Source organism: Aeromonas sp. FL131 (assembly GCF_049860615.1).
Classification (GTDB): domain Bacteria; phylum Pseudomonadota; class Gammaproteobacteria; order Enterobacterales; family Aeromonadaceae; genus Aeromonas; species Aeromonas hydrophila.
On the sequence record NZ_CP187595.1, the window covers coordinates 4,669,480 to 4,694,828 of the forward strand.

The 25,349-nt window shown below is 64.1% G+C and carries 26 protein-coding genes; 17 read left to right on the forward strand and 9 right to left on the reverse strand.

Annotated features, from left to right (window positions below; genetic code table 11):
* The first annotated feature begins 89 nt into the window (after positions 1-89).
* The gene (locus ACPW75_RS21730) at positions 90-1,523 is read left to right on the forward strand and encodes a DUF2867 domain-containing protein (RefSeq protein ID WP_179101422.1); all 1,434 of its coding nucleotides are present in this window, start codon (positions 90-92) and stop codon (positions 1,521-1,523) included.
* A gap of 181 nt (positions 1,524-1,704) precedes the next feature.
* Positions 1,705-2,961, forward strand: coding sequence for a malic enzyme-like NAD(P)-binding protein (locus ACPW75_RS21735; protein ID WP_077096289.1), 1,257 nt, complete (start codon positions 1,705-1,707; stop codon positions 2,959-2,961).
* 76 nt (positions 2,962-3,037) lie between these two features.
* Here the strand turns inward: ACPW75_RS21735 and ACPW75_RS21740 are convergent, their stop codons facing one another.
* The 4 genes from ACPW75_RS21740 to trmA all read right to left on the reverse strand — a co-directional run bounded on the left by ACPW75_RS21740 (position 3,038) and on the right by trmA (position 6,711).
* A complete protein-coding gene (locus tag ACPW75_RS21740; protein WP_010635722.1) occupies positions 3,038-3,220 on the reverse strand; it encodes a hypothetical protein in 183 nt (60 codons plus the stop codon).
* 54 nt (positions 3,221-3,274) lie between these two features.
* Positions 3,275-4,600, reverse strand: coding sequence for a two-component system sensor histidine kinase RstB (gene rstB / locus ACPW75_RS21745; protein WP_017409702.1), 1,326 nt, complete (start codon positions 4,598-4,600; stop codon positions 3,275-3,277).
* A gap of 117 nt (positions 4,601-4,717) precedes the next feature.
* Positions 4,718-5,428: a two-component system response regulator RstA gene (gene rstA, locus ACPW75_RS21750; RefSeq protein WP_026140869.1), complete on the reverse strand. Its 711-nt coding sequence runs from the start codon at positions 5,426-5,428 to the stop codon at positions 4,718-4,720.
* A 149-nt stretch (positions 5,429-5,577) separates the two neighbouring features.
* On the reverse strand, positions 5,578-6,711 hold the full coding sequence (gene trmA / locus ACPW75_RS21755; protein ID WP_425904363.1) for a tRNA (uridine(54)-C5)-methyltransferase TrmA: 1,134 nt from the start codon (positions 6,709-6,711) through the stop codon (positions 5,578-5,580).
* Between the two features lie 170 nt (positions 6,712-6,881).
* On the opposite strand from trmA, the gene ACPW75_RS21760 reads away from it, so the two are divergent.
* The 7 genes from ACPW75_RS21760 to ACPW75_RS21790 all read left to right on the forward strand — a co-directional run bounded on the left by ACPW75_RS21760 (position 6,882) and on the right by ACPW75_RS21790 (position 13,155).
* Positions 6,882-8,024 carry a DUF5610 domain-containing protein gene (locus ACPW75_RS21760; RefSeq protein ID WP_077096292.1) on the forward strand — a complete coding sequence of 381 codons (1,143 nt, stop codon included), beginning with the start codon at positions 6,882-6,884 and terminating at the stop codon, positions 8,022-8,024.
* 87 nt (positions 8,025-8,111) lie between these two features.
* Positions 8,112-8,645: an ATP--cob(I)alamin adenosyltransferase gene (locus tag ACPW75_RS21765; RefSeq protein ID WP_077096293.1), complete on the forward strand. Its 534-nt coding sequence runs from the start codon at positions 8,112-8,114 to the stop codon at positions 8,643-8,645.
* A gap of 97 nt (positions 8,646-8,742) precedes the next feature.
* Positions 8,743-10,425 carry an HAD-IIIC family phosphatase gene (locus ACPW75_RS21770; RefSeq protein ID WP_179101423.1) on the forward strand — a complete coding sequence of 561 codons (1,683 nt, stop codon included), beginning with the start codon at positions 8,743-8,745 and terminating at the stop codon, positions 10,423-10,425.
* Positions 10,418-10,642 (forward strand): acyl carrier protein, encoded by a 225-nt coding sequence (locus ACPW75_RS21775; RefSeq protein WP_005306755.1) that lies wholly within the window; start codon positions 10,418-10,420, stop codon positions 10,640-10,642. Before ACPW75_RS21770 ends, ACPW75_RS21775 begins: the two co-directional genes overlap by 8 nt.
* On the forward strand, positions 10,639-11,403 hold the full coding sequence (locus ACPW75_RS21780) for an AAC(3) family N-acetyltransferase (RefSeq protein ID WP_042879827.1): 765 nt from the start codon (positions 10,639-10,641) through the stop codon (positions 11,401-11,403). The genes ACPW75_RS21775 and ACPW75_RS21780 overlap by 4 nt, the downstream gene beginning before the upstream one ends.
* Positions 11,393-11,797, forward strand: coding sequence for a VOC family protein (locus ACPW75_RS21785; protein WP_077096294.1), 405 nt, complete (start codon positions 11,393-11,395; stop codon positions 11,795-11,797). Before ACPW75_RS21780 ends, ACPW75_RS21785 begins: the two co-directional genes overlap by 11 nt.
* Complete coding sequence (locus ACPW75_RS21790; RefSeq protein WP_077096295.1) at positions 11,794-13,155, forward strand: DUF4910 domain-containing protein; 1,362 nt, start codon at positions 11,794-11,796, stop codon at positions 13,153-13,155. Before ACPW75_RS21785 ends, ACPW75_RS21790 begins: the two co-directional genes overlap by 4 nt.
* Before the next feature lie 117 nt (positions 13,156-13,272).
* Here the strand turns inward: ACPW75_RS21790 and ACPW75_RS21795 are convergent, their stop codons facing one another.
* The 5 genes from ACPW75_RS21795 to pseF are packed head-to-tail and all read right to left on the reverse strand — an operon-like array spanning position 13,273 to position 17,812.
* A complete protein-coding gene (locus ACPW75_RS21795; RefSeq protein WP_077096296.1) occupies positions 13,273-13,533 on the reverse strand; it encodes a hypothetical protein in 261 nt (86 codons plus the stop codon).
* Positions 13,530-14,825 (reverse strand): motility associated factor glycosyltransferase family protein, encoded by a 1,296-nt coding sequence (locus ACPW75_RS21800; protein ID WP_077096297.1) that lies wholly within the window; start codon positions 14,823-14,825, stop codon positions 13,530-13,532. The genes ACPW75_RS21795 and ACPW75_RS21800 overlap by 4 nt, the downstream gene beginning before the upstream one ends.
* A complete protein-coding gene (gene pseI / locus ACPW75_RS21805; RefSeq protein WP_077096298.1) occupies positions 14,818-15,864 on the reverse strand; it encodes a pseudaminic acid synthase in 1,047 nt (348 codons plus the stop codon). Before pseI ends, ACPW75_RS21800 begins: the two co-directional genes overlap by 8 nt.
* 6 nt (positions 15,865-15,870) lie before the next feature.
* A complete protein-coding gene (gene pseG / locus ACPW75_RS21810) occupies positions 15,871-17,127 on the reverse strand; it encodes a UDP-2,4-diacetamido-2,4,6-trideoxy-beta-L-altropyranose hydrolase (protein WP_077096299.1) in 1,257 nt (418 codons plus the stop codon).
* Positions 17,117-17,812, reverse strand: a complete 696-nt coding sequence (pseF, locus tag ACPW75_RS21815; RefSeq protein ID WP_077096300.1) for a pseudaminic acid cytidylyltransferase — start codon at positions 17,810-17,812, stop codon at positions 17,117-17,119. Before pseF ends, pseG begins: the two co-directional genes overlap by 11 nt.
* 164 nt (positions 17,813-17,976) lie before the next feature.
* Here pseF and ACPW75_RS21820 point away from each other — a divergent pair, with 164 nt between their 5' ends.
* The 8 genes from ACPW75_RS21820 (at position 17,977) to ACPW75_RS21855 (ending at position 25,313) form a co-directional block, all read left to right on the forward strand.
* A complete protein-coding gene (locus ACPW75_RS21820; protein ID WP_077096301.1) occupies positions 17,977-18,513 on the forward strand; it encodes a GNAT family N-acetyltransferase in 537 nt (178 codons plus the stop codon).
* Positions 18,510-18,743, forward strand: a complete 234-nt coding sequence (locus ACPW75_RS21825) for an acyl carrier protein (protein ID WP_077096302.1) — start codon at positions 18,510-18,512, stop codon at positions 18,741-18,743. Before ACPW75_RS21820 ends, ACPW75_RS21825 begins: the two co-directional genes overlap by 4 nt.
* Positions 18,743-19,492, forward strand: coding sequence for an SDR family NAD(P)-dependent oxidoreductase (locus ACPW75_RS21830; RefSeq protein WP_077096303.1), 750 nt, complete (start codon positions 18,743-18,745; stop codon positions 19,490-19,492). The genes ACPW75_RS21825 and ACPW75_RS21830 overlap by 1 nt, the downstream gene beginning before the upstream one ends.
* On the forward strand, positions 19,492-20,862 hold the full coding sequence (locus ACPW75_RS21835) for an AMP-binding protein (protein WP_077096304.1): 1,371 nt from the start codon (positions 19,492-19,494) through the stop codon (positions 20,860-20,862). The genes ACPW75_RS21830 and ACPW75_RS21835 overlap by 1 nt, the downstream gene beginning before the upstream one ends.
* Complete coding sequence (locus ACPW75_RS21840) at positions 20,862-21,920, forward strand: acyl-protein synthetase (protein WP_077096305.1); 1,059 nt, start codon at positions 20,862-20,864, stop codon at positions 21,918-21,920. Before ACPW75_RS21835 ends, ACPW75_RS21840 begins: the two co-directional genes overlap by 1 nt.
* Positions 21,917-23,104: an acyl-CoA reductase gene (locus ACPW75_RS21845; RefSeq protein ID WP_077096306.1), complete on the forward strand. Its 1,188-nt coding sequence runs from the start codon at positions 21,917-21,919 to the stop codon at positions 23,102-23,104. The genes ACPW75_RS21840 and ACPW75_RS21845 overlap by 4 nt, the downstream gene beginning before the upstream one ends.
* A gap of 158 nt (positions 23,105-23,262) precedes the next feature.
* Positions 23,263-24,234 carry a glycosyltransferase family 2 protein gene (locus tag ACPW75_RS21850; protein WP_077096307.1) on the forward strand — a complete coding sequence of 324 codons (972 nt, stop codon included), beginning with the start codon at positions 23,263-23,265 and terminating at the stop codon, positions 24,232-24,234.
* A 20-nt stretch (positions 24,235-24,254) separates the two neighbouring features.
* Positions 24,255-25,313, forward strand: coding sequence for an FkbM family methyltransferase (locus ACPW75_RS21855; RefSeq protein WP_081398599.1), 1,059 nt, complete (start codon positions 24,255-24,257; stop codon positions 25,311-25,313).
* Positions 25,314-25,349 lie beyond the last annotated feature (36 nt).

Below are 25,349 nucleotides of genomic sequence, written 5' to 3' on the forward strand. Positions count from 1 at the left end.
TGCCCTATGGTGGGACTCTCCTCTCTCCCTTTGCGGGAGCAGAGGCGAAGATGAGGGGCGGTAACATGGGCAAGACAGGGAGTGTGCAGATGCGTGATTGTCTGGTGATGGGGGCGGCGGGCTACATAGGTTCTTACCTGGTGCCCCATCTGCAAGAACTGGGTTATCGGGTGATTGCCGGGGCGCGGCGCCCCTGCCGTCTGCCGCCCGGGGTGGAGTTTCGCCTTGCCGACAGCCTCAAGCCGATCACATTGCTGCCCGCCCTGGCCGGCATCGACACCGTCTTCTATCTGGTGCACGCCATGGGGGCGGGGGCCGACTTCCACCGGCTGGAGCAGCAGGGGGTGAAGAACTTCGCCGCCGCCGCCCGCGCCGCCGGGGTGCGTCGCATCATCTATCTGGGCGCGATCCAGCCTGAGCAGTGCAACAGCCGCCACCTCAACTCCCGCCGTTATTGCGGCGAGCTGTTTCGGGGCGCCGGCGTGCCGACGGTGGAGCTGCGCGCCGGCATCATAGTGGGGCCCGGCTCCGCGGCCTTCGAGGTGATGCGGGATCTGGTGTTCAACCTGCCGATGATGGTGACGCCCAAGTGGGTGCGCTCGCGTACGCCGCCCATTGGGCTTTCCAACCTGCTGCACTATCTGGGCGGACTGGTGGAGGCCGATGGGGTGGACGGCCAGATCTTCAATGCCGCCGGTCCCGAGCTGCTCAGCTATCAGCAGCAGTTGCAGAAGTTCGCCGCCCATATCGGCAAGCGCTGCCCCATCATCCCGCTGCCGTTTCTCAGCCCGCGCCTCTCCGCCTGGTGGCTGCAGTTTGTCACCTCGGTGCCACAGCCGGTGGCCAAGGCGCTGGTGGGTGGCCTCAAGCACGACATCCCGGCCGACGACGGCCCGCTGCGGGCCCTGCTGCCACAAACCCTGCTCAGCTTCGACGAGGCGCTGGCCGAGAGCCTCTCCCTGGAGCAGCAGCTGGGCGCCGAGCAGCAGGGGGAGGAGACCCCGCTCGGCCTGCGCTGGCGCCATCCCGAGTACGGTTTCTATGACCGCACCGCCAGCGGCGATGCCATCTGCCTCGCCTCGCCCGAGGTGGTGTGGCAGGTACTGCAGCAGCTGGGGGGCGAGCAGCGCTACTTCTACATGAATCAGCTGTGGGTGGTGCGCGAATGGATGGATCACCTGATCGGCGGCCCGGCGCTGACCCGCGGTCGCACCAACCCGGATCGCTTCGTGAAGGGGGACATGCTGGACTCCTGGCAGATCCTCGGAGTGGACGAGGGGCGCAGGCTGGATCTGCTGTTCAACATGCGGGCCCCCGGCGTGGGCCGGCTGGAGTTCAACATACTGCCGGAGGAGTCGGGGCTGACCCGGCTCAAGGTGACGGCCCACTGGCATCCACAGGGGGCCTGGGGACTGGCCTACTGGCTCGCCATGCTGCCGTTCCACCTCTTCATCTTCCAGGGCATGACGGAGGCGATCGCCAGACAGGCGGAGGCGAAAGCCGGCATTCCTGTGATGGGGTGAAACCATATCTATAACTAAATGGGTATTCGCGGTTGGCATGACATGCTAATTACTGGCTTGTCAGTGGCTGGGTGACGATACTTTCCTCTGTGAAAGCCCGATGGTTTTCTTTATGATCCCCAGCCCTCGCCCGTGGGCGAGCCAATGCACCACTCAATTCACTACCGTATCGGGGTCCCCCATGTCCGATCAGCGTCACGATCTTCGTCAACAAGCACTCGATTACCACGCCCAGCCCGTGCCGGGCAAAATCGCCATCGCCCTCACCAAGCCCGCCGAGACCGCCCGCGATCTGGCGCTGGCCTACAGCCCGGGCGTCGCCGAGCCGGTGCGCGAGATCGCCGCCAACCCGGCCGATGCCTACCGCTACACCGGCAAGGGCAACCTGGTGGCCGTCATCTCCAACGGCACCGCCATTCTGGGGCTGGGCAATCTGGGTCCACTGGCCTCCAAGCCGGTGATGGAGGGCAAGGCCCTGCTGTTCAAGCGCTTTGCCGGCATCGACGCCATCGACATCGAAGTGAAGCACGAGACCAGCGCGCAGTTCATCGACACGGTCGCCGCCATCGCCGACACCTTCGGCGGCATCAACCTGGAAGACATCAAGGCCCCCGAGTGCTTCGAGATCGAGCAGGCGCTGATCGAGCGCTGCGACATCCCGGTGTTCCACGATGATCAGCACGGTACCGCCATCGTCACCGCCGCCGGCCTGCTCAACGCGCTGGAAGTGCAGGGCAAGCAGATTGGCGACAGCCGCATCGTCTGCATGGGCGCCGGGGCTGCCGCTACCGCTTGCATGGACCTGCTGATCAAGTGTGGCGCCAAGCCCCACAACATCTTCATGCTGGATCGTCAGGGCGTCATCCACAGCGCTCGCACCGATCTGAACCAGTACAAGCAGCGCTTCGCCAATGACACCCCCCTGCGCACCCTGATGGAGGTGATCGACGGGGCGGACGTGTTCGTCGGTGTCTCCGGCCCGGATGTGCTGCCCGCCGAGGCGGTGGCGCTGATGGCCCCCAACCCGGTGATCTTCGCCTGCTCCAACCCGGATCCCGAGATCAAGCCCGCACTGGCTCACGCAGTGCGCGGTGACCTCATCATGGGTACCGGTCGTTCCGACTATCCGAACCAGATCAACAACGTGCTCTGCTTCCCCTTCATCTTCCGCGGCGCCCTCGACGCTCGTGCCAGCCGCATCAACGATGCCATGAAGATCGCCGCGGTCGAGGCGATCCGTGGTCTGGCCAAAGAGCCGGTACCGGCCGAGGTGCTGACCGCCGCCGGCGTCAGCGAGCTGGCCTTCGGCAAGGACTACGTCATTCCCAAGCCGATGGATGCCCGTCTGCTGCCGCGCGTCGCCCGTGCCGTGGCACTGGCGGCGGTGGAGTCCGGGGTGGCCCGCATCGCCCTGCCGGCGGACTACATGCTGGGCTGAGCCAGGGCAAGCGCGCAGAAAACAGAAGGGGCCCCATGTCGGGGCCCCTTTTTATTACGGGAAGCTTGTTGGTCGATTACTTGGTCTTGGGAGCAACCTTGACGGCTGGCGCCTTGGCGTGGGCAGCCTTGTGGTGTTTTTTCACGACCTTGGTCTGGGTAGCCTGGGGAGCGGCAGCCTTGGTCGGGGTGGCAGCCATGGTGAAGCCGGAGGTCAGGGCGAAGACAGCAGCCAGGCTCAGGGGGATCAGCTTGTTCATATTCCAGTTCCTCATTCGGGTTGATGACATGGAGCGTTTCTCCATGACTTCATCCTAGGGCTGTTCGACCTGCGGTTCAGTGAGTGACTGGTGACGGTTTGTATCCAAATGTACAGGCAGCATCAGGCAGAAACGGGCACCGCTGCTGCTTGGCAGCAGTTGCACCTCACCGCCGTGGTGGCGGGCGATGCTGCGCACGATGGCCAGCCCCAGCCCGGCACCGCCGGTGCGTCGGTCGCGGCTCTGATCCAGCCGTACGAAGGGCTCGAAGATCTGCGGCGCCAGCGCGGGATCGATGCCGGCGCCGTCGTCGGCCACCTCCAGCAGATAGAGATCCTGCTGACGCGCCATGCTGAGGGTCACCCGGCCGGCGGCGTGGCGCAGGGCGTTGCCGATGAGGTTCTCCAGCGCCCGATCCAGCAGGCGCGTATCGCCGCGCCAAGGCAGGGCCATGGCCGGGCGCACGAAGTCGAGCCGCTTGTCCGGCCGCAGCGCCTGCCAGTCGGCGAGGCGGCTGCCGGCCCAGCTGCCGAGCTCCAGCTCGCTGCACTGCAGCGGCAGCTCGGGGCGATCGAGCCTGGCGTAGGTGAGCATCTCCTCGATGAGGGCGTCCAGCGCGCCGAGATCCCGCTCCAGCCCCTGCTGCTCCTCGGCCGAGGGTGCCGGATCCAGCATGGCGAGCCGGTAGCGCAGCCGCACCAGCGGGGTGCGCAGCTCGTGGGCGATGGCGTCGGTCAGCTGCTTGCGGCTGGCCAGCATGGCCTGCAGCTGCTCGGTCATCTGGTCGAAGGTGCGGCCGACCCGGCCCAGGCTGCTGCCGGGCGGCAAACGGGTGCGACAGGAGAGATCGCCGTCACCGACCCGGCGGGCGGTCTGTTCGAGCTGTTGCAGGCCGCGCCAGTGCGGGCGCAGCCAGAGCAGGATCGGCAGCCCCAGCGAGAGGCCGATGACCAGCAGCAGCCCCACATCGACCCAGTGCAGCTCGTGCAGGTAGGAGAGATAGGGGACTGGGCCGACGATCAGCACCTGATCTGTGCCCGGGATGCGCTGCAGGAAGGTGTCATCCTCCTCGACGATGACGATGTTGCCGGCCTCCAGAAAGGCCTGATCCTCGTTGGCCAGCGGCTGGTTGGCGAGGGCGCCGATCTGCAGCGGCAGGGTGAGCTGGCGGCTCTGCTCGGCCATGCGGGCGGGCCAGTGCTCCGGCGGCAAGCGGGCCAGCTCGCCGGTGAGCAGGCCGAGGGAGCCCTGCATCATCCGCTCCAGATAGCGATCTCCCGCCCGCTCGGCGGTGACCTGATAGACCATGCCGACCAGCAGGATGGCCAGGGTGAAACAGCCGATCAGCAGCAGATAGAACTGGATGAACAGGCGGCGCATGGGGGCTCTCCTCTTGCCTGGATTGCGTCTGGGCATTGCCTTGCTGCCCCCTCATCCCCAACCCTTCTCCCGCAAGGGGAGAAGGGAGCAGAGAGCATCAAGGTCATTCGGCGGGGCTTATTCCCAGGCCTGGGGCACCAGCAGGTAGCCTTTCTGGCGTACCGTCTTGATGCGGGTCGGGTTGCTGGTGTCGTCCCCCAGCTTGCGGCGCAGGCGGGAGATGGCCACGTCCATGCTGCGATCCTGGCCGTCGTAGTCGCGACCGCGCAGGCTGCGAAACAGCGCCTCCCGTCCCAGGATCTGGCCGGCGTGGCAGGCCAGCTCCCACAGGAGATCGAAATCGGCGGTGGAGAGCGGAATGCTGTCGCCGTCGAGGCGCACGTCCCGGCCCGGCCCGTCGATCTGCAGCCGGCCAAACTGCAGGCGCTGGGGAGGCGTGCTGGCGACCACGGGTTGCGGGGCCTGTTGCCCCTGCTGGCGGAACTGGACCCGCAGCCGGGCCAGCAGCACAGGGGGCGGCGTGGTCTTGAGGATGTAGTCGTTGGCGCCCAGCTCCAGGCTCAGGATCTGGTTCATGTCGCTGTCCAGCGAAGTGAGCATGACGATGGGGCCGGCAAAGCGCGGGCGCAGATCCCGGCACAGGGAGAGACCATCCTGACCCGGCAGCATGATGTCGAGCAGCACCAGGTCCGGCTGCTCGGCCTCGACCCTGGCCAGCGCCCGATCGCCCCTCGGCTCCAGCAGCACTTCCATGTCGTGGCGGGCCAGCCAGCTGCTGATGAGCTGGCCTATCTCGGGATCATCTTCAACAAAAAGAATGCGTTGCATGGTGGCATGACACCCAGACTGTGGCGCGGATGCGCGTGCCGCCAGCATAGCGGCTCCGGCCGCCCCATGCACAGGGTTAAATAATCAAACAGGGCCCGCGGGCCCTGTCTTGTTTTGCTGGTCGAGTGGGAGCTGCCTCCCCTGTGACATCAGCTCGCCTTACGTTTGAGATAGACGCCGGCTTCCATATGGTGAGTCCAGGGGAACTGATCGAACAGGGCGAAGCGGGCGATTTCGTGGGTTTCGCCGAGCACCGCCATGTTGGCCTGCAGGGTCTCTGGGTTGCAGGAGATGTAGAGGATGTTGTCGTAATCCTGCACCAGCTTGACGGTGGCGTCGTCGAGGCCGGCCCGGGGCGGGTCGACGAAGATGGTGTTGCACTGGTAGGCGCCCAGATCCACCCCCTTGAGGCGGTTGAACTCCCGCTCACCGCGCATCGCCATGGTGAACTCCTCGGCTGACATGCGCAGGATGATCAGGTTGTCGACGCCGTTGGCGGCGATGTTGAACTGGGCGGAGTCCACGCTCGGCTTGGCGATCTCGGTGGCCAGCACCTTGCGGAAGTTCTGCGCCAGGGCGATGGAGAAGTTGCCGTTGCCGCAGTAGAGCTCCAGCAGGTCGCCCTCGCTCCCCTTGGTCACGTCCAGCGCCCAGCCCAGCATCTGTTCGTTGATGGCGGCGTTGGGCTGGGTGAAGCTGTTTTCCACCTGCTTGTAGACCAGCTCGCGGCCCTGCACATTCAACCGTTCGATGACGAACTCCTCCCCCAGGCAGATCTTCTGCTTGTGGGCCCGGCCAATCAGCTGCAGCTCGAATCCCTTGGCCCGCAGGTCGGCCTGCAGCGCTTCGGCGGCCTGCTGCCACTCGCTCTCCAGCTTGCGATGGTAGAGCAGGCTGATGCAGATCTGGCCTGACTGGGTCGAGAGGTAGTCGATCTGGAACAGCTTGCGGCGCAGCACGGGGTGCGGGCGCAGCCCCTCCAGCAGCATCGGCATCAGCTGGTTGATGAGGCGGCTGGCGGTGGGGAACTGGTCGACCCGGATGATCTCCTTGATGGCCGGTGCATACATGCAGTGGTACAGGTCGTCACCGTCGTGCCAGATGCGAAACTCGGCGCGCATCCGGTAGTGTTCGGCGGGGGAGGCGTGCACTTCCAGCGCAGGCAGGGTGAAGTCGGCAAACAACCCGCAGAGGCGCTCGCGCTTCTCGTCGAGCTGGGCCTGATAGTCGGCCGGGGTTCGAAGGGGCGCCGGATCGGCGGAAACCTGCTGGGATTGGGTCATGATTTACCTCACATGCACACCGGTCTGGCCGGGTCGAAATCGGGGGAAGCCTGCAGCCACCCAAAGGGGCCCGATTTTAAAAGGCCGCCGCAGATTGTCCAGTATTTTGTGGTCAAGAAGTGTGCAGTCAGGCCGATAGCTGATCTACAGGCATGGTGGGAGGACACATTATGCAGATCGACGGAGTGGGCGCGGCCCAACCCAAGGGAGTGGGTGTTGCTCCCAAATCGCCCCAGCAGGCGGACTCGAAGCCGGTAAACAACGAGGACGAAGTCTCGTTGCACAAGGCGCCGAAATGGGCGCAGGTGCTGGTGCAGCAGGCGCTGCAGTTCGCGCTGGAGATCAATGGCCAGGGTTACAAGGCGCCCAAGGCGCAGGATCAGCCGGAGGCGGTGACCCCGGATACCCTGTTCGACTTCCAGTCGGTGGCCGACAACGTACTGCAGTTTGTCACCGGGCGGCTGGGGGCTGCCCGGGCCGACGGCAAGTCGGACGACAGCCTGACCGGCATGATGGAGCAGGCCCGCAAGGGGGTGGACAAGGGCTTTGGCGACGCCAGGAAGCAGCTCGGCGACTGGGCGGACAATTCCGACATCAAGACTGGCATGGATCAGAGCTACAAGCTGATCCAGGAGGGGCTCGATCAGTTCGAGAAGGAGTTCTTCGGCAAGGTCTCCACTACCGACATGGGCCAGGCCGAGATGGCCAGCCGCCAGCAGGGCTCGCTGGAGATCCAGACCAAGGATGGCGACAAGGTGGTGCTGCGCTTCAACGACAGCTGGCAGACCAAGTCCCAGAAGGATGACAGCGGCAGCCAGTTCAGCCTCAAGTCGAGTCAGAGCTTCAGCTTCTCGCTGGAGGGCAACCTGAGCAGCGAGGAGATGGACTCCATCGGCAAGCTGGTCAAGGGGATCGACGATCTGGCCGGCAACTTCTTCTCCGGCAATTTCGACGACCTGTTGAAGAAGGCGGGCGAGCTGAAGCTGGATGACAGCCAGCTGGCCTCCTATTCGCTCAAACTCAAGCAGAGCCTCAAGCTGAGCCAGACCTATCAGGGGGCGCACTCCCTGCAGGAGATGCTCAAGCCGCTGGCCGACTACCTGCCCAAGCTGGATCAGGTGCAGCAGCAGGCGGATACCCTGCTGCCGGCATCCCAGCAGCAGGCGCTGACACCGGCGGTGCTGGCAGCTCGTGGCCAGAGCGATCCGGCCCAGGTGGGCAGCTTCACCAGCTTCAACCAGCGGATGCTGGATGCGCTGCGGATGATCGGCCAGTTCCAGCCGGCGACGGATGCCAGCAGCAAGAGCGTCTGAACCGTTTCGAATCGAGGACCATGACCGGCCGTTTGCCAGCTCCTGCGGGGGCTGGCAAACTGGCCTTTTTCCCGATCCGGCCAGCCCATGAACCCGAAAAAGCCCAGAGACAAGCGCGAGCTTTGCTACCCCTTCATCTTCGAAACCCAGTTCCAGTGTGACTACGAGATCGCCACCGACGAGCTCTGCTGCCAGGTGGGCGCCGTGTTGTCACACCTGGCTCAGGAGGCCGAGATTGCGCCCATGCAGGCGGATCTCGCGGCGCTGCAGCGGCTTATCTACAACCTCAACGGCTCGGTGCGCGGGAGGCTCGGCATCTTCGAGGAGGATCTGGCGTGGCTGAAGGGGCGTTACGATCACTACAACGAGGCGAGCCGCGGCCGGGTCACCGGTTTCGTGCTGCCGCAAGGGCCGCAGCCGATCCCGACCCTGCATCTGTGCCGCTGCGGCAGCAAGAAGGTGGTACGGCTGCTGGTGCGGCTGGAGGAGAGCGGGGTGCGCTTCGACCTCATTCTCTATCGGTTCGCCAACCTGCTGGCCAACTTCTTCTTCGTGCTGACCGTCTACCTCAAGCAGCTGTGGCAGGTGGACGAGGTGCCCTACGTCAGCATCAACTACTGAATACGGCCAAAAAAGCTTTTGTTTTTCATGAAGATCAAACACGATCATCCCATTTGTCGGTCACCGGGATGGTTCCGGTAGCGCAGTGGGGAAGGTCATGACCATGCTTCATCTCAGTGGCAGTTCGTTCTTGATGCCGGGCAATCTCGCCTGGCGACCCCTGGCTGAATACGGCGAAGTGCAGGTGGCCCCCCACGGCCAGTGGTTGCAGACCCTGATGCACCAGAGCGCCGAGGCTGCGGCCGGGACCCACATCATCATCTGGCTGTGGGAAGATCTGGTGCCAGCCAGGACCCTGCAGGAGTGGGGCCGTCTGGCGCAGGATGAGCAGCAGCTGGCGGTCGCCGCCTTTGTCGACGCGCTCTGCCAGCCTCTGTTGCAGCATCTGCAGCGCCGCCCGCAGGATCATCTGCTGGTGGGGGCCTGCAGCCATGCCCCGCTCTGTGTCTATGGCCCGGCCCCTGCCGTGCTCGCCGCGCTGGCCAGTGCGTTCGAGCAGCAGATGGTTCGCCTGCGCCTGCAGCAACCCGGTTTGGATGACTTGCACCTGCCGCTCTGGCTGCAACAGCATGGCCGCCAGCACTGCTTCGATCGGCGCAACCTCTATCTGATGTCCTGCCCCTTCTCCATGGCCGGTCTGGCCAGCCTGGCGCAGTGGATTCTCCCCTTGCTGCAGCGGTTGCAGCAACCCGCCCACAAGGTGCTGGTGCTCGACTGCGACAATACCCTGTGGGGCGGCGTGGTCGGCGAAGACGGTGTCGGCGGCGTTCTGCTGGGGCAGGACGGCATGGGCCGGCTCTACCAGGCCTTTCAGCAGGCAGCCAGCCACTGGCACGGGCAGGGCATAGTGCTGGCGCTCTGCTCCAAGAATCTGGCGGACGATGTGTGGCGGCTGTTTGACGAGCATCCGGGCATGGTGCTGACACGGGCGCAGATCGCCGCTGCCGAAATTGGCTGGGAGCCAAAATCCCAGGGGCTGCGGCGGCTGGCCATGCGCCTCAATGTCGGGCTGGACAGCCTGGTATTCTGGGATGACAGCGAGCTGGAGCGGGCCGAGGTGCAGGCCAACTGCCCCGAGGTGATGGTGATGACCCCGCCGGCCGATCTCTGGAGCTGGCCGGATGCCCTGCTGACGCTGCCGGCCCTGTGCAGTCGCCACCAGAGCCGGGATGACGGCCTGCGGCAGCTCTCTTATCAGGCCCAGGCCGAGGCCGAAGTGGTGCGCCGGCAACTGGGCGACGAGCATGCCTTCCTGCGGCAATTGGCGCTGCAGGCCGACTGGCAGCCGCTCTCCCCGGGTCACCAGTTGCGAGCCGAACAGCTCAGCCAGAAGACCAATCAGTTCAACCTCTCCGGCCGCCGCTATCAGGCGGCGGAGCTGGTCCGGCTGGTCAGTGAGGGGGGCGACGTCTGGCTGGCCAGCCTGCGAGACCGATTCGCCGATCACGGCATGACGGCGCTGCTGGTGGTGCGCCCGCTCGACGAGGGCAGGGCGCTGCTGGATACCCTGGCCATCAGCTGCCGGGTGCTGGGGCGCGGCTTTGAATACTGGCTGCTGGCGCAACTGGCAAACCATCTGCGGGCGCAAGGCGTGACAGAGCTGGTCATCAGCCTGATTGCCACCACCCGCAACCAGCCGGCGCGGGATTTTCTGGCGAGCCTGCCCACCCGGCCGATAACCACTCCAGCGGGGTTGCTGCCGCTGGCGGACGAGCTGTTCCTCAGTCTGGATCTCTGCTCTCTTTCTCTCCCGTTTTTGGAGTTCTACGCCAATGAATGACCTTATCGCGCTGGCACACCAGCAGTTCCCCCAGGCCAGTATCAACGCACAGTCTGCCCTCGGCAGCTTTCCCGAGTGGGACTCTCTGGGTCACTTCAACCTGCTGCTGCTGGTCGAGCAGCACTATGCCGTGCGGTTCGAGCCGCAGGAGCTGGCCGAGTTGAAGAGCCTGGCCGACATCCAGCAAGCCCTGCAGAGCAAAGGGGTTGCCGTGTGAAACAGGCGCTCGAGCAGGCGCTGACCGAGCTGGGGATCCCCAGAGGCGGCGCCCTGATGGTGCACTCGGATGCCATGGTGGTGGCCCAGTTTGCCGGCATGGGCAACGCCGCAGGCATCGCGGCTTTCTGGACATGCCTGGAGCAGTGGCTGGGCGGGCACCTGCTGGTGCCGACCTTCAGTTACAGCCCGATGGCGGACGAGTGCTTCGACCCTGCGCAGACTCCGAGCAAGGTGGGCTTGATGACGGAGCTGTTCCGCCAGCGTGAAGGGGTAGTGCGCACGCGGGATCCCGTCTTCAGCATGGCGATCAGCGGCCCGCAGGGGCCTGCACTGGTGGCGCGGGAGTGTCACGACTGTTTCGGTCAGGAGAGCCCGTTCGGCTGGCTGGCGGAGCAGGACGGCTGGCTGCTGGGGCTGGGTTGCCACCCCGACCGCATCACCTTCACCCACTACGTGGAGCAGCGGCTGGCTGTCTCTTATCGCTATCACAAGATGTTTGCTGGCCGGGTGCGCGTCGATGGCCGCGTGCGGGAGTGGCTGGCGGATTACTATGTGCGCGACCTGTCGCTGGCCAGCGAAATCGACCTCTCCCGGCTGGTGGCCCTGTTGCAGCAGCGGGGCGCCTGGCGCCAGACGCTGTGCCAGCGGGTGCCGGTCTGGGCGGTGTCGTGCCGCGACTTTATCTTGGCTGCCGGCGAATTGCTGGCGGCGGCCCCATACGCCCTGATCCGGGCGGGAGGAGAACCCCATGCAGTTTGATCATATCGGACTGGTGGTGCCGGACCTGGCGAGCGGTGTGGCCTATTGCCGCGACGTGCTGGGGCTGAGCCGCTTCTCGGCGGCGGTGGAAGATCCGCTGCAACGGGTCTGGGTGCAGTTCGTGCATGACGACCATGGCCTCTGCTACGAGCTGGTCGCCCCGGCCGGCGAGGAGAGCCCGGTCGCCCAGGTGCTCAAGACCCGGCGCAACGTCATCAACCACCTTGCCTATCGGGTGAGCAGCCTGCAGGAGAGCGCTGAACGGCTGCGCGCACGGCGCCACCTGCCCCTCGGGCCCAGCCAGCCGGCCATCGCGTTTGGCGGCGCCCACGTCCAGTTTTTCCTGAGCCCGCTTGGCCACATTGTCGAATTGATCGAGGCACCCACCCCATGAGTTTTTCACCCAAGAGCGGCTATCTGCCCACCGACTGGGACGACCAAGCACAGATCGGTGAACAGCTGCATCGGCTGCTTACCCTGCAATTTCCACTCAACCGCAGCCTGACCGGGGACGGGGTACGGCAGTCGCTGGCCCTGTGGCGCGAGCACTGCCTGCCCGAGCTGCAGATTCATGAAGTAGCCAGCGGTACCGAGTGCTTCGACTGGACCGTGCCTGACGAGTGGAACGTGCGGGAGGCCTACATAGTGGGGCCGGATGGACGCAGGGTGGTGGACTTCCAGGATCACAACCTGCATCTGGTTGGTTACTCGGAGCCGGTGCGCTGCACCCTCTCGCTGGCCGAGTTGCAGCCCCATCTTCACTCTCTGCCCGAGCAGCCAGACGCCATTCCCTATGTGACCTCCTACTACAAGCGCCGCTGGGGCTTCTGTCTGCCCCATCGGCTGCGTGAGGCGCTGCCGGAGGGGGAATATCAGGTGGTGATCGATGCCACCCTGGCACCGGGCTCGCTCACCTATGGCGACTGGGTGCTGCCGGGGGAGAGCAAGCAGGAGATCCTGCTGTCGAGCTACACCTGCCACCCCTCCATGGCCAACAACGAGCTCTCCGGCCCCTGTGTCGGCGTCTTTCTGATGGCCTGGCTGGCGTCACTGCCCACACGCCGCTACAGCTACCGGCTGATGCTGGTGCCTGAAACCCTGGGGGCCATCGTCTATCTCTCCCGCCATCTGGACCAGCTCAAGCAGCGCACTCTGGCCGGCTTCAATCTGACCTGCCTTGGCGATGATCGTGGCTACTCCTTCCTGCCCTCACGCCAAGGCAACACGCTGGCGGATCGCATTGGTCGCCATGTGCTCGGTCATCTTGCGCCGGGCTACAAAGCCTACAGCTTCCTGGAGCGGGGCTCCAACGAGCGGCAGCTGTGTGCGCCCGGCATCGATCTGCCGGTCACCTCGGTGATGCGCAGCCGATACGGCTGTTATGCCGAGTACCACACCTCGCTCGATGACCTCTCACTGGTGACGCCGGCCGGTCTGACTGGCGGCTTCATGGCGCTGCGCCGGGCCATCGAGTGTCTGGAGCGGGACGAGCGCTGCGAGATCACCGTGCTGGGCGAACCCCAGCTCGGCAAGCGGGGGCTCTATCCGGATTTGTCGACCCGCTATTCGGGCTGGCAGGTGCGGGAGATGATGAATCTGCTGGCCTACAGCGACGGCAAGCTGACCCTGTTCGAGATCGCCGAGACCATTGGGGCGCCGTTCTGGCGGGTGGAGCCGCTGGCGCGGATGTTGCTGGATGCCGGGCTGCTGCGTCGTCTCAGCCCGCAACCAGACTACTCGATCACTAGATAGGCTGGCTCTGGGTAATCACCAGCTCGGCCGCGGGCAGCGGACTGGCGTGCAGCAACTCGCTGAAGGTCTGACGGCGTGACAGCTACTGCTCGGAGGCGTTGGAAATGGCCTTGATCATCAATGGTTTCCTGTGGTGGTGTCGCCGGCCGGGGTCGACAGGCAGTGCACCACTTCATATTCGAGGTAGTCGGCCAGTCCCAGCCAGTCCTGGCGCTCCTGGCACTGCAGCAGGGCGGCTACCAGCCCGGGCGGCAGGTTGCCCTGCTCGGTAAGCACCTCTTGCAGCAGTTCCGGCAATGCCTGACTCGCGGCGACCGACTGCCCCAGCCGAAACTGGTGCGCCAGGGCGGTAATGCGGGTGATCTGGCCGTTTTTCATTGCACGTACTCCGGGTGATAGCGGCAGCCGGCGATCTCCGCCCCTTCCCGGCTGCAGTTCCAGAACTGCACCTCGGGGTGGCGCGCTATGTAGCGCTCTAGCTCGGTGCGGTAGGCGGAAAAGTTCGGATTGGTCTTGACCCGCCGGCCATGGCCGTCGAGGGCCCAGCTGAGTGCCAGCGCGGCGCTGGGGCCGAGGGCACCGTCGGCCCAGCCCGAGTGGGTGAGCTCGCCGGGAAAGGCGAAGTCGGTGCCCAGCAGGATGACCTGGCGGCAACCCATCTGCACGGCGAGATCCACGGCGGGATGAATGACGCTGCCGCCCGAGTGCAGCACGCCCTTGGGGAGCGTCTGCCGCAGCTGCTGATACATGGGGCTGCGGGAGTAGGCGGTCTTGCGCGGCCCCTGCCAGGCCAGCAGGGCTGCCGTGGGAACCGTGGGGTAGTAGACCAGGGTGGTCTGGGCCGACTGGGCGGCGGGCAGCCGGTTGCCGTCGATGGCGTCATCTATGGTGACGACGATGTCGGGCCGGATGCCGTGGCCAAGCAAAAACGCCAGCGCGGTATCGACACTGATCAGCAGGTAGTCCTGCCGACGGCGCTGCAACTGGGCCTGCAAGGTGGCCAGGTTGTGCTGCAGGGTCGGGCCGCTCGCCACGATCAGGGCCTGCTTGCCCTGAGCCAGACCAAACAGGGACGCCACATCGCCGTCGCCGGCCAGCAGATCGCGGTTTTCGGCCAGCCGCCTAGTGACGTCGGGGTGCTCGGCATCGAACCTGGCCCGGGCGAACGGCAAGTCTATTTCACTCACCAGCCGGTCGCGGATGCGGGCGGCGGCATCTTCCACTAGCAACAGTTCGGGCGGCAGGGCGAAGAAGGGCAGTCGCACCTCCCCCTCGTCGCCGGCCATCATCAGCTCGACCCTAGGGTCAGTCAGCCAGTCCTGCTGGTCCAGCAGCCGCAGCACCAGGGCAAACAGGGCGCCATTCATGATCTTCACTTCCAGCCGCTTGAGGCTGTTGCGCCCCAGCAGGGCGCGCGGCAGATCGCCGAGCCCGGTGCCGTAGAGGTGCAGCACCGGCTGCTCGGGCAGGCTGGCGGCCTGCAGCTCGGCTTCCTTCACTCGATCGTGCCGGCTGGTGAGCTGGATGCCGTGGAGACTGAGGGTGGAGCCGAGCCCCTCGGTCAGCTCGGCCGGCAGGCTTTCCACGTCCTGTGCCAACAGGCGGGGCCAGAGGGCGGGCCAGCGCTGGCTGATGAGCCTGCCGTGCTGGTTGAAGAGATCATCACTCATCGTTGTCTATCCACTCCCAGCTCAGCGGTTGATTGGCACTCAGGTTGCGGTTGACCCGCTTGCCGATGAGCCGATCGTAATCGGCGGGGGGCAGGCCGAGGGCGGGGCGCACCGATTTGATGTGCGCTGCGGTGAGCTCCTCGCCAGCGGCCATCTCCTTGACCAGATAGAGGGAGCGGCGAAACGCGCGGTTGCCCTGTTCACTGGCGGTTAGCTGGTAATCGGCTACCCCGAGGGCGGCATGGGCGGTATTGACCGAGGCTACCAGCTCGGTGAGTTCGGCTGGTTCCATGGAGAAGGCGCAATCCGGCCCGCCATCGGCGCGGGCCAGGGTGAAGTGCTTCTCGATGAGGGTGGCCCCGAGCGCGGTGGCGGCGATGGCCGTGGCCGATCCCAGGGTGTGATCGGAGAGCCCCACCTCGACCCCGAAGCGCTGGCGCAACATGGGGATGGTGCGCAGGTTGTATTCGGCTGCCGGCGCCGGATAGCCGCTGACGCAGTGCAGCAGGGCCAGCTGGCCGTTGCCGTGCTTGAGCGCCATCTCGACCGCGGCGGCGATCTCGGCCTCGTTCGCCATGCCGGTGGACATGATGAGCGGCTTGCCGGTCTGGGCGGCGTAGCGGATGAGGGGAAGATCCACCAGCTCGAAGGAGGCGATCTTGTAGGCCGGGCAGTCGAGGGATTCCAGCAGATCCACCGCGCTGAAGTCGAACGGGCTGCTGAAGACCGTCAGCCCCAGCTCGCGCCCCTTGGCAAACAGGGCCTGATGCCACTCCCAGGGGGTGTGCGCCCACTGGTAGAGATCGTACAGGTTGTGGCCATCCCACAAGCCGCCATGGATCTGGAACTCGGGCCGGTCGCTGTTGAGGGTGATGGTGTCGGGCCGGTAGGTTTGTAGCTTGACCGCACTGGCCCCGGCCTCCTTGGCGGCGGTCATGATGGCCAGTGCGCGATCCAGGTTGCCGTTGTGGTTGGCCGACAGCTCGGCGATCACGTAGGGAGCCTGCGCCGGGCCGATGGATTGATGGGCGATCTGCATCTGTGTTCAGACTCCTGTGCCAAGTTGCCAGCCTTGCGGCGCCGGCTGCCAGGGGGCAGGGGGCGCTATCTGCGGTGGCTCGGCAAGATAGAGGGGAAATTGGGAGAAAATTGTCTGCAATCGATGTGCCAGCTCTTGCCACTCCGTGGGCTGAAGTGGCCGGGTGGCCTGCCATGTCAGCCGCCGGCCGTTCAGCGTCAGGGTGAGCAGCGGCTGGTTATCGCAAAGGAAGCGCCACTGCCGGCCATCTGGTAACAGCTGATAATCCGATTGTTGCAGCAACCGGGCGGTGAGCCGATCCAGCCCCAACCCGTCCACCAGCTGCTGGCCACGGTGGCGGTAGTCGTCTGACTGTTGTTCAAGCCGTTGCAGAGCCTGCAGCAGCCGCTCAGGCTCGGCCAGTTCGCTCAGGGTCAGCCGCTCGGCCAGCTGAAAGCGGGCGATCACCTGGTCGTTGAACTGCTGGTTGTCGACGATGGGCACCGCCAGGGTCGGCAGGCCGAGACAGGCCCGCTCCCAGGTCATGCCGCCGGCGGCGCCGATGGCCAAGTCGTGCCGGCTCATCAGGTCGGCCATCTGGTCGCTCTGGCGCAGCAGCACCAGGTCAAGGTCGGCCAGCTCGGCCACTCTCTGCTCCAGCTCGGGCCAGAAGGGATTGGCGCCGCCCGCCACCAGGGTCCAGCGGATGGTGCGGGCCCAGGGCAGCCTAGCCAGGCTGTTGAGGGTGATGAGGCAGGCGCCGGCCGGGTCGGCGCCGCCAAAGCAGATAAGCCCCCTTTGCCACCGGTCTGTATGTTGACGTGCCAGCTGGCGATAGGCGGGGCGCAGCAGGGCATAGTCGGTGCCCAGCAGCAGCCGGCAATCGGCAGGGGTGAGCGGCTGGTAATCGGCGGCGCGGCGCAAGGGGCCCTGATCCAGCAGCAGCTGGCAGTGGTGCGGTCGATCGGCCAGATCATCGATCACCAGCACACGGCGGCAGTGGGCGGCCAGCTGGGTTTCGAGCCGCTGGTCAATCTGGTAGTGATCGAACACCAGCCAATCGGGCTGCAGGCGAGGCAGGGCACCAGCGTCATCGAGCGTGCCAAGGGGATGATGGTGATGGGGCCGCAGCAGTGACAGCAGGTGCGCCGGCAGATCGTGGCAGAGGAAGTGGCACTCGGCCCCGGCGGCGTGCAGCCGATCGGCGATGGCCAGGCAACGCATCAGGTGGCCCAGCCCTATTTCGGCGCCGGCGTCGAGCCGGAAGGCAACTTTAAACGTCATCTTGGGCCAGCACTTGATAGAGCAGTTCGGCCAGGTGCCAATCTTCCGGCGTGTCGATGTCGACTACCCTATGCCGCGGCAATATGTGGCCAATCCCCTCTCCCCCCACCGGGCTGATCCCTCCCAGCCAGGCCGCGCGACTGCCCCAGTAGAATTGGCCGGCATCCTGATACGCGGGCTCCAGATCCTGGGAGCGTTTCGCCATCTGCTCCGGCCAGAACGGCGTGACCCGGCCCTGTTCGTCCATGCGCACCGCCCGCTGGATCGGGAAGCCGAATTCGGCCACCGTGTAGACGAAGGGAGCCTGGCTGGCGAGCAGGCGAGCGTGGGCGGCGCGCAGGTCGGCGGCCTGGATCAGCGGCACGGTGGCATAGATGCAGCAGTAGTGCTCTGCCTGGATGCCGAGCTGGTCGAGCCGCTGGATGGTGTCGATGACCACAGGGGTGGTGCCGGTATGATCATCGGCGAGGTTGGCTGGCCGCAAAAATGGCACTTCCGCCCCCAGTTGACGAGCGACCTTGGCAATCTCCTCGTCATCGGTGGAGACCACCACACGACTGAAACAGCCCGAGTCTCTGGCCGCCTCAATGGCGTAGGCAATCATGGGCAAGCCGCAGAAGGGACGGATGTTCTTGCGGGGAATGCGCTTGCTGCCGCCCCGTGCCGGGATGATGGCGATGGCCATGATGCTCTCTCCCTGAGGAGCCCGACGTGGTCGCCGGGCCGGATAATTGATGACAACTCGTTGATTATTTTTGAGATTATACCGAGTTTTCATCTTATATTATTGAGCTTTGCTACGGAATTGCCCGGCGATGGTCGATAACATGGGCAAGTGATGGGACGTCATTGGTATTGAACATGAGTTATGGTGTCGAATTGCGCCCGCTCCAGCCCTGGGATCTGCCCACTCTACGACGCTGGCGCAACCAGGACGAGGTGCGGTTGCAGATGGTGGAGCAGGCGCTCATCTCCCCCAGTCAGCAACGGCAGTGGTTCGTCAGCAGCCTGGAACGGCCTGACCAGCAGCACTGGGTGCTCTGGTGCCGCGGCCTGCGGGCTGGCTACGTCAACCTGAAAGGGGAGATGAGGCAGTCTTTGCTGGGGCAGCCGGTGGCGGATGCCGGCCTCTATCTGGGCCGCTCCAGCGTGCGCCACCCTATGCTGGCCGTCGCTGCCGCCCTGTCACAGCTCGATCAGGGCTTCGATACCTTCGGGCTCGGCTGCATCCGCACCCTGGTGCGCACCGGCAATGACGCCGCCCTGCGCCTCAATGCGCAGCTCGGCTATCGCCAACAGGGGCAACAGGGCGACTTCATCGCCCTCGAACTGCAGCCCGCCGACTATTATGCCGCCCGAGAACGGCTACGGAGATTTTTCAGATGACTATAGCGTTGGAACAGGTTTTTGCCGATGCCCTCGGCATCGACGTCGGCAGCGTCAGCGACCAGCTGGCCTACAACAGCATTCCCCAGTGGGACTCCGTCGCCCACATGGGCCTGATCGCCCAGCTGGAGGACTGCTACGGCGTGCTGCTCGATACCGATGACATCATCGACATGAGCTCGGTCGCCAAGGCGCGGGAGATCCTCGCCAAGTACGGGGTCGCCCTCTGATGCAGGGGCTGCTGCAAGGCAAGCGGGTGTTGATCACCGGCGCCGGGCGCGGCATCGGGCTCGCCATTGCCCGGTTGTTTGCCGCGCAGGGGGCCGAGCTGTGGCTGGCGGGGCGTGACGAGGCGGCCCTGAGCCGGCTGGCCGATGAACTCGGCGCCGAGTTCGGCGTGTCTTGTCACTCGCTCTGTGTCGATGTGGCACAGCCGCAGGCAGTCAAGCAGGCCTTTCAGCAGCTGTTTGCCCAGACGCGCCAGCTGGACGTGCTGGTCAACAATGCCGGCATGCTGGAAGAGGGGCTGCTCGGCATGGTCAATCAGGCCCAGCTGGAACAGACCTTCAGTCACAACACCTTCAGCGTGGTCTATTGCAGCCAGTATGCCGCCCGCCTGATGCAGCGCAGCGGTGGCGGCAGCATCATCAATCTGGCCTCCCTGATGGGGCGGGTGGGGGCCGCCGGCCTTTGTAGCTATGCCGGCAGCAAGGCGGCGGTGATCGGCATCACCCAGTCGCTGGCCAAGGAGCTGGCCGCCAGCCGTATCCGGGTCAATGCCATCGCCCCCGGCTTCATCGACACCGAGATGGCCCACGCCATCCCGGACGACAAGTTTGCCGAGCGACTCGCCAGCATCGCCATGGGGCGCATCGGCACGCCGGACGAAGTGGCCAAGGTCGCGCTGTTTCTCGCTTCCGACCTGGCAAGCTATGTGACCGGTCAGGTCATCGGCGTGGATGGAGGCATGACGGTCTGATGGATCACGCGCACGCACTGCTCGCCCACCTGCGGGAAGACAACCCGGCGCCGGCCTGGTGCGATCCGCAAGAGGGCTGGCTCTCCTACGGCGAGCTGGCACGGCGGGTGGCGCGGCTGGCGGCCAGTTATCCGGACGAGCGCAACCTGGTCTATCTGCCCTTTTTCACCCGCACCGCCCACCTGCTGCACTATCTGGCCGCGCTCAAGCTGGGGCATGCCGTGATGCTGGCAGACCCGGCCCTCCCAGCGAGCCAGCACGATGCCAGCTGCCGGCAGTTTGGCGTGAGCTGGCGGGTCAATGACGCCGGCCAGCTGGAGCGGCTCGCCGCGACGACGCCCACCCTGCACCCGGTGCTGGCGGTATTGCTGCCGACCTCGGGCAGCACCGGCAGCGCCAAGTGGGTGCGGCTGTCGGGGCGCAATCTGGCTGCCAACGCCGCCTCCATCGCCGACTATCTGACGCTGACAGCGGCCGAGCGGGCCATCACCAGCCTGCCGCTGTACTACTCCTACGGCTTGTCGGTGCTCAACAGCCATCTGCTGGTGGGCGCCTCCCTGGTGCAGCACGAAGGGAGCGTGCTGGAGCGCGACTTCTGGCAGCAGATCGATCTGCACGAGGTGAGCAGCTTTGCCGGAGTGCCCTTTACCTATCAGATGCTGGCCCGGCTGCGCTTTGACTGGGCCCGCTACCCCTCGTTGCAAACCCTGACTCAGGCGGGCGGGCGTTTAGAGCCCGCGCTGGCACAGCAGTTTGCCGAGCAGGCCCTGCGGCTGGAGCGGCGCTTCTTCGTCATGTACGGCCAGACCGAGGCCACCGCCCGCATGGCCTGGCTGGCGGCGCCCGAGGTGGCCGCTCATCCCGATGCCATCGGCCGCGCCATTCCCGGCGGCCAGTTCGCTTTGCGCGCGCTGGAGGGGGGCAAACCCGGGGAGGGGGAGCTGGTCTATCGCGGCGACAACGTCATGCTGGGCTACGCCGGCACGGCCGAGGATCTGGCGCTGGGCGCCCAGCTGCAGGAGCTGGCCACCGGCGATCTGGCCCGTTGCGATGAGGCGGGCCGCTACTACATCTGCGGCCGGCTCAGCCGTTTTCTCAAGCTGTTCGGCAAGCGGGTCAGCCTGGCGGAGGTCGAGAGCCAGCTCCATTGCTGGGGCTGGACGGGGGCCTGCGGCGGGCGTGATGACAGCCTGCTGGTGGTCGTCGAGCCCCGCGGTGACCAGCCGGCCGACGGCTTGCAGCGTGAGCTGGCGCAATGGCTGCAGGCCCCGCCGCGGGCGGTACAGGTGGTGCAGGTGCCACAACTGCCGCGCACCGCCAATCACAAGATTGACTACGCCGCTCTGGCCAGACTGGCGGGGGAGGCGTGATGGAGCAGTTGCTGAGCGCGCCGGTCTTCGCCCTGCCCCAGGCCGCCAAACAGGCGCTGCTGCTGGCGCGGCTCAACGCGCTGACTGCGCACCATCAGGCGCACTGCACGGCCTATGACAATGTGCTGCAAGCCTTCGGCTGGACGGCCGCGGCGACCGACTACGATGCGCTGCCTTACCTGGCGGCCCGGCTGTTCAAACTAGCCCAGTGGCAGAGCGTGCCGCAGAGCGAGGTGTTCAAGGTGCTCACCTCGTCGGGCACCACGGGTTCACCATCACGGATCGTGCTGGACAGGGAGACCGCCGCCCTGCAGAGCAAGGTGCTGGTGAAGATCTTGCAGGAGTTTGTCGGCAAGCAGCGCCTGCCCATGCTGCTGGTGGAGCAACCCGCCCTCATCCAGAACCGCAGCGGCTTTTCGGCGCGCGGCGCGGGCGCGCTGGGGCTCTCTTTCCTCGGCCGTGATCATACCTATGCTCTCGACGAGCAGATGCGGCCCAACTGGCCGGTGATAGAGGCTTTTTGTGACAAATATGCCGGCCAGCCGGTGCTGCTGTTCGGCTTCACCTTCATGATCTGGCAATGCCTGCTGGAACCGCTGCGCGAGCGCGGCCTGCAACTGCCGCTGACGCAGGGTATTTTGTTTCACAGCGGCGGCTGGAAAAAGCTGCAGCACCTGGCGGTGGACAATCCCGCCTTCAAGGCCCGCTGCCGGGAACAGCTGGGGCTGGGCCGGGTACACAACTTCTACGGCATGGTGGAGCAGGTGGGCTCCATCTTCGTCGAGTGCGAGCAGGGTCACTTGCATGCTCCCGTGTTTGCCGATGTACAGGTGCGCGATCCGCTCAGCCATCAGCCGCTCGGGATTGGCAGCCCAGGCCTGCTGCAGGTGCTCTCCGCCATTCCCGGCAGCTATCCCGGCCACAGCCTGCTGAGCGAGGATCTCGGTGTGCTGCTGGGGGAGGATGACTGCCCTTGTGGCCGCCATGGCCGTTATTTTCACGTAGCGGGACGCCAGCACGGCGCCGAGGTGAGGGGATGCAGCGACACCTTTCAATGACCCCGTCCGGGGTGGCCACCGGGCTCTGGCAGGAGGGGCCGGCGGTCAGCTTCGTGGCGCCGGCTGCGGGCTGGCAAACCTTCTGCCCGCAGCCGCTGCCCTGCTTTGCCCCTGTCATCTGCGACTTCGTGGCGGCGCTGTCGACCCGCCTGCAACAGGAGGGTCGTCGTCACCCTGATCTGGCCGCGTTCGGTTTCTGGCTGCGGCCCCGTCAGCTGGCCAGAGAACAGCAGCGCTTGCAGGGGCGGGGGCCGCTGGGGGTCACCTTTCACCTGGTGCCCTCCAACGTGCCGACGGTGGCCTTCTACTCCTGGCTGGTGGCTCTGTTGATGGGTAACCCCTGCGTGGTGCGGCTTTCGTCACGCCGCGATCCGCAGCAGGAGGCCATGTTGACGATCCTCAACGAACTGTTCAGCCTCGGTGAATGGCAAGAGATCGCTGCCCGTACCCGCTTCATTCGCTATGACCACGACGAGGGTATCACCGCCTGGCTGTCGGCGCGCTGCCGGCTGCGCATCATCTGGGGCGGCGACGAGACCATTCGCCAGGTGCGGGCCATTCCCTTGGCACCCACGGCGCAGGAGGTGGTGTTTCCGGATCGCCGCTCGATGGCGGTACTCGACAGCCGCTGGCTGGCGGGGCTGGATCCGCAAGAGTGGCAACGGACGCTGGATGCCTTGCAGCAGGACTGTACCCGTTTCAACCAGCAGGCCTGCGCCTCGCCGACCACCCTCTGCTGGCTGGGTGAGCCCGACGAGGGACTACGCCGCCGCTTGCTGGAAGCCCTGTTCGCCCCCTTTGCCACCGATCCCGCCCTGGCGATGGAACGACTCATCCACAGTCAACAAAATGCCGCCGAGCAGGGGGCAATGAAGGTGACCGGCTTGCCCGGCGTCACCTTATTGACTCCGACCAGCACGCTGCGGCTCGCACACGTCGGAGGAGGTACAGTTGCCGAATTTGTGGCCGATACCCTGAATGAGCTGCTGGCACAGCCCTGGGGCATGCAGACCTGCGTCTGGGTCGGCGGTGACAGGGGCGGGGTCGAAGCGGTGCTGCCGACTGCCCCCACCTGCCGGATTGACCGGGTGGTGGCGCCGGGACAGGCGCTCGCATTCGAATGGCACTGGGATGGTATCGACATGCTGCAACTGTGCAGCCGTGGCCTCAGCCGACGCGAATAATCGGGTGTGGCTCACATAAATCCCGCAGCTTCAATGGATTAGCTTGGTCAGGCATACCTCTTGCAGTAAAACCTGACAGAGAGGGAGAAGGGTTGACAGGGACCGTGCGGTAGCCTTGCCCATTTTCTCCCATCCGCTTCTTTTCTATTCATTTTCCCTTGGATTTCCCTATGAAAGTCAGCGTATTGGTGCCCGTCTACAATCTGGCGTGCTTCATCGAACCCTGCCTGCTCAGCCTGCTCGAGCAGCAGACGGATTTCGAGTTCGAGGTGATCGCCATCGATGACGGCTCGAGTGATGACTCCTGGTCCATCATGCAGCGGCTGGCACGGCAGTGGCCGGCCCTGCGGGCCCTGCAAAACGAACAGAACATGGGGCTGGCCAGAACCCAGAAGCGGCTGCTTGGTGAAGCAAAAGGGGCCTACCTTGCTTATGTGGATGGCGATGACCTGGCCTTGCCGGGCAAGCTGCAGCGGCAGGCCGACTATCTGGACACGCACCCCGGCTGCACACTTTGCTATCACGAGGCGGAGATGTTTGATGATGAGACCGATGCGCGCATCAAGCTCTTCACTCGCGATTACTACAACGCCCGTTACCTCGAACCCGTGATGACGCGGGAGGCGTTGATCCGCTTCGGGGTCTTCGTCAATGCCAGCTCCATCATGTTCCGCCGCTATGACGGCATGGCTGATGCCATCGATGAAGGGTGCAAGATCATTCTCGATTATCCCTGGCACATCCTGAATCTCTCCCTCAATCCTGGCACCCTGGATTTTATCCCCGAGCTGCTGGGGCGTTATCGCTTCCATACCCAGAGCTTCGGCGGGCAGACCCGCAAGTCTGCAGAGCGCCGTGAGCAGTCGCTGCGCGACCTGCTGCGCGCCTGTGACAATGCGGCTGCGTTTGGCGCGGACCCGGTGATCATTGCCCAGGGGCGTGCCCATCACTACTACTCTGCCGCGCTCTACTTTTTGCGGCAGGATGACGTCGTCCGCTTCACACAGCTCATCGAGCAGTCGGTGGTAGAGGTTGCGGAGTTGGCGCCAGGCTGGTTCTTCGACGAGCGGCATCAACTGGCGTGGGAAGAACGGAAGACCCCGAAATCAGTATTCGCACGGTTGTTTTAACATCAGCCAAGAGGACTTAAATGAACAATGTGTTTTCCCAACAAGTTGAGCTATTGTATATAAAGAGCAATAGACTAATAGATCTAATAGAAGACCGAACTGTATTTGGAATTTTTGGAACAGGCCAGCTTGCTCAGAATTGTTATGATCAACTTATAAAGTTTGGGCATACGGCATCCTATTTTGTGGGTAGAAATGAAGATGAAGGTATATTTATGAACCTTCCGCTTAAGACTATAAAATATATCTCCTCAAAAACAGCACCTTTACTGATCGCATCTACATGGGCAAAAGAAATAACGCTAGATTTAAGACGTGCTGGGTTTGTAGGGGAAGTGTTTGTTATAGACCCCTTTGTTACTGTATTTGAACGCATGACAATTACTGATAAGAATGAGCTAATCAATTTTTATTCATCATTAGAAGATGATGCTTCTAAGAAAAGTTTGATTGACCTCATTTCCTTCCGTTGTGGTAATGTAGATAGTATATCCGTTAGTAGCTATCCACAATATATGTCACCCAATGTTGGATATTCAACCGCTGATATAATTATTGATGGCGGGGCATACATCGGCGATACGATTAAAAGCTTGGATGAGCACAATATTATTGTGCGAGAAATTCATGCTTTTGAGCCAGATTCAGAAAATTTTCAAGCTCTGCTCCGTTATGGAGATAAAACAAAGTTAAAAGTGATATCTAACAATTTAGGCTTATGGTCATCAGCACAAGAGCTCAATTTTTCGGATAATGATACCATCTCGTATGGACGACGAGTCGATGAAAAAGGCGAGGTGGCTATCAATGCGATTAGCATTGATGACTATGTAAAGTCGAATGGCATAGCTCCAACGGTTATCAAACTAGATATTGAGGGCGCTGAAATGCATGCTCTTGTGGGGGCAAAAAATACAATTACTACTCGAAAACCAAAATTAGCGATCAGTCTTTATCACTGTCAATCGGATTTATGGCGTATACCAGAGTATATAAAGTCACTTAATCCAGATTATCTTTTTTATTTGGGGCATCATAGAAACAGCTGGATGGAAACAGTGCTATATGGGCGTTGTTGATCAAATCCGTCGCTGGATGGCCGTTCCCCAACCCGT

What these genes read in the sequence shown, in the direction of transcription:
- ACPW75_RS21765 (WP_077096293.1), top strand. Translation starts at nt 8,112, where the DNA reads ATGAACCCGAAAAAGCCCAGAGACAAGCGCGAGCTTTGCTACCCCTTC.
- rstA (WP_026140869.1), bottom strand. Translation starts at nt 5,428, where the DNA reads ATGCAACGCATTCTTTTTGTTGAAGATGATCCCGAGATAGGCCAGCTC.
- trmA (WP_425904363.1), bottom strand. Translation starts at nt 6,711, where the DNA reads ATGACCCAATCCCAGCAGGTTTCCGCCGATCCGGCGCCCCTTCGAACC.
- rstB (WP_017409702.1), bottom strand. Translation starts at nt 4,600, where the DNA reads ATGCGCCGCCTGTTCATCCAGTTCTATCTGCTGCTGATCGGCTGTTTC.
- ACPW75_RS21835 (WP_077096304.1), top strand. Translation starts at nt 19,492, where the DNA reads ATGGATCACGCGCACGCACTGCTCGCCCACCTGCGGGAAGACAACCCG.
- ACPW75_RS21770 (WP_179101423.1), top strand. Translation starts at nt 8,743, where the DNA reads ATGACCATGCTTCATCTCAGTGGCAGTTCGTTCTTGATGCCGGGCAAT.
- ACPW75_RS21830 (WP_077096303.1), top strand. Translation starts at nt 18,743, where the DNA reads ATGCAGGGGCTGCTGCAAGGCAAGCGGGTGTTGATCACCGGCGCCGGG.
- ACPW75_RS21790 (WP_077096295.1), top strand. Translation starts at nt 11,794, where the DNA reads ATGAGTTTTTCACCCAAGAGCGGCTATCTGCCCACCGACTGGGACGAC.
- ACPW75_RS21740 (WP_010635722.1), bottom strand. Translation starts at nt 3,220, where the DNA reads ATGAACAAGCTGATCCCCCTGAGCCTGGCTGCTGTCTTCGCCCTGACC.
- ACPW75_RS21840 (WP_077096305.1), top strand. Translation starts at nt 20,862, where the DNA reads ATGGAGCAGTTGCTGAGCGCGCCGGTCTTCGCCCTGCCCCAGGCCGCC.
- ACPW75_RS21775 (WP_005306755.1), top strand. Translation starts at nt 10,418, where the DNA reads ATGAATGACCTTATCGCGCTGGCACACCAGCAGTTCCCCCAGGCCAGT.
- pseG (WP_077096299.1), bottom strand. Translation starts at nt 17,127, where the DNA reads ATGACGTTTAAAGTTGCCTTCCGGCTCGACGCCGGCGCCGAAATAGGG.
- ACPW75_RS21760 (WP_077096292.1), top strand. Translation starts at nt 6,882, where the DNA reads ATGCAGATCGACGGAGTGGGCGCGGCCCAACCCAAGGGAGTGGGTGTT.
- ACPW75_RS21845 (WP_077096306.1), top strand. Translation starts at nt 21,917, where the DNA reads ATGACCCCGTCCGGGGTGGCCACCGGGCTCTGGCAGGAGGGGCCGGCG.
- pseF (WP_077096300.1), bottom strand. Translation starts at nt 17,812, where the DNA reads ATGGCCATCGCCATCATCCCGGCACGGGGCGGCAGCAAGCGCATTCCC.
- ACPW75_RS21795 (WP_077096296.1), bottom strand. Translation starts at nt 13,533, where the DNA reads ATGAAAAACGGCCAGATCACCCGCATTACCGCCCTGGCGCACCAGTTT.
- pseI (WP_077096298.1), bottom strand. Translation starts at nt 15,864, where the DNA reads ATGCAGATCGCCCATCAATCCATCGGCCCGGCGCAGGCTCCCTACGTG.
- ACPW75_RS21855 (WP_081398599.1), top strand. Translation starts at nt 24,255, where the DNA reads ATGAACAATGTGTTTTCCCAACAAGTTGAGCTATTGTATATAAAGAGC.
- ACPW75_RS21785 (WP_077096294.1), top strand. Translation starts at nt 11,393, where the DNA reads ATGCAGTTTGATCATATCGGACTGGTGGTGCCGGACCTGGCGAGCGGT.
- ACPW75_RS21800 (WP_077096297.1), bottom strand. Translation starts at nt 14,825, where the DNA reads ATGAGTGATGATCTCTTCAACCAGCACGGCAGGCTCATCAGCCAGCGC.
- ACPW75_RS21735 (WP_077096289.1), top strand. Translation starts at nt 1,705, where the DNA reads ATGTCCGATCAGCGTCACGATCTTCGTCAACAAGCACTCGATTACCAC.
- ACPW75_RS21730 (WP_179101422.1), top strand. Translation starts at nt 90, where the DNA reads ATGCGTGATTGTCTGGTGATGGGGGCGGCGGGCTACATAGGTTCTTAC.
- ACPW75_RS21825 (WP_077096302.1), top strand. Translation starts at nt 18,510, where the DNA reads ATGACTATAGCGTTGGAACAGGTTTTTGCCGATGCCCTCGGCATCGAC.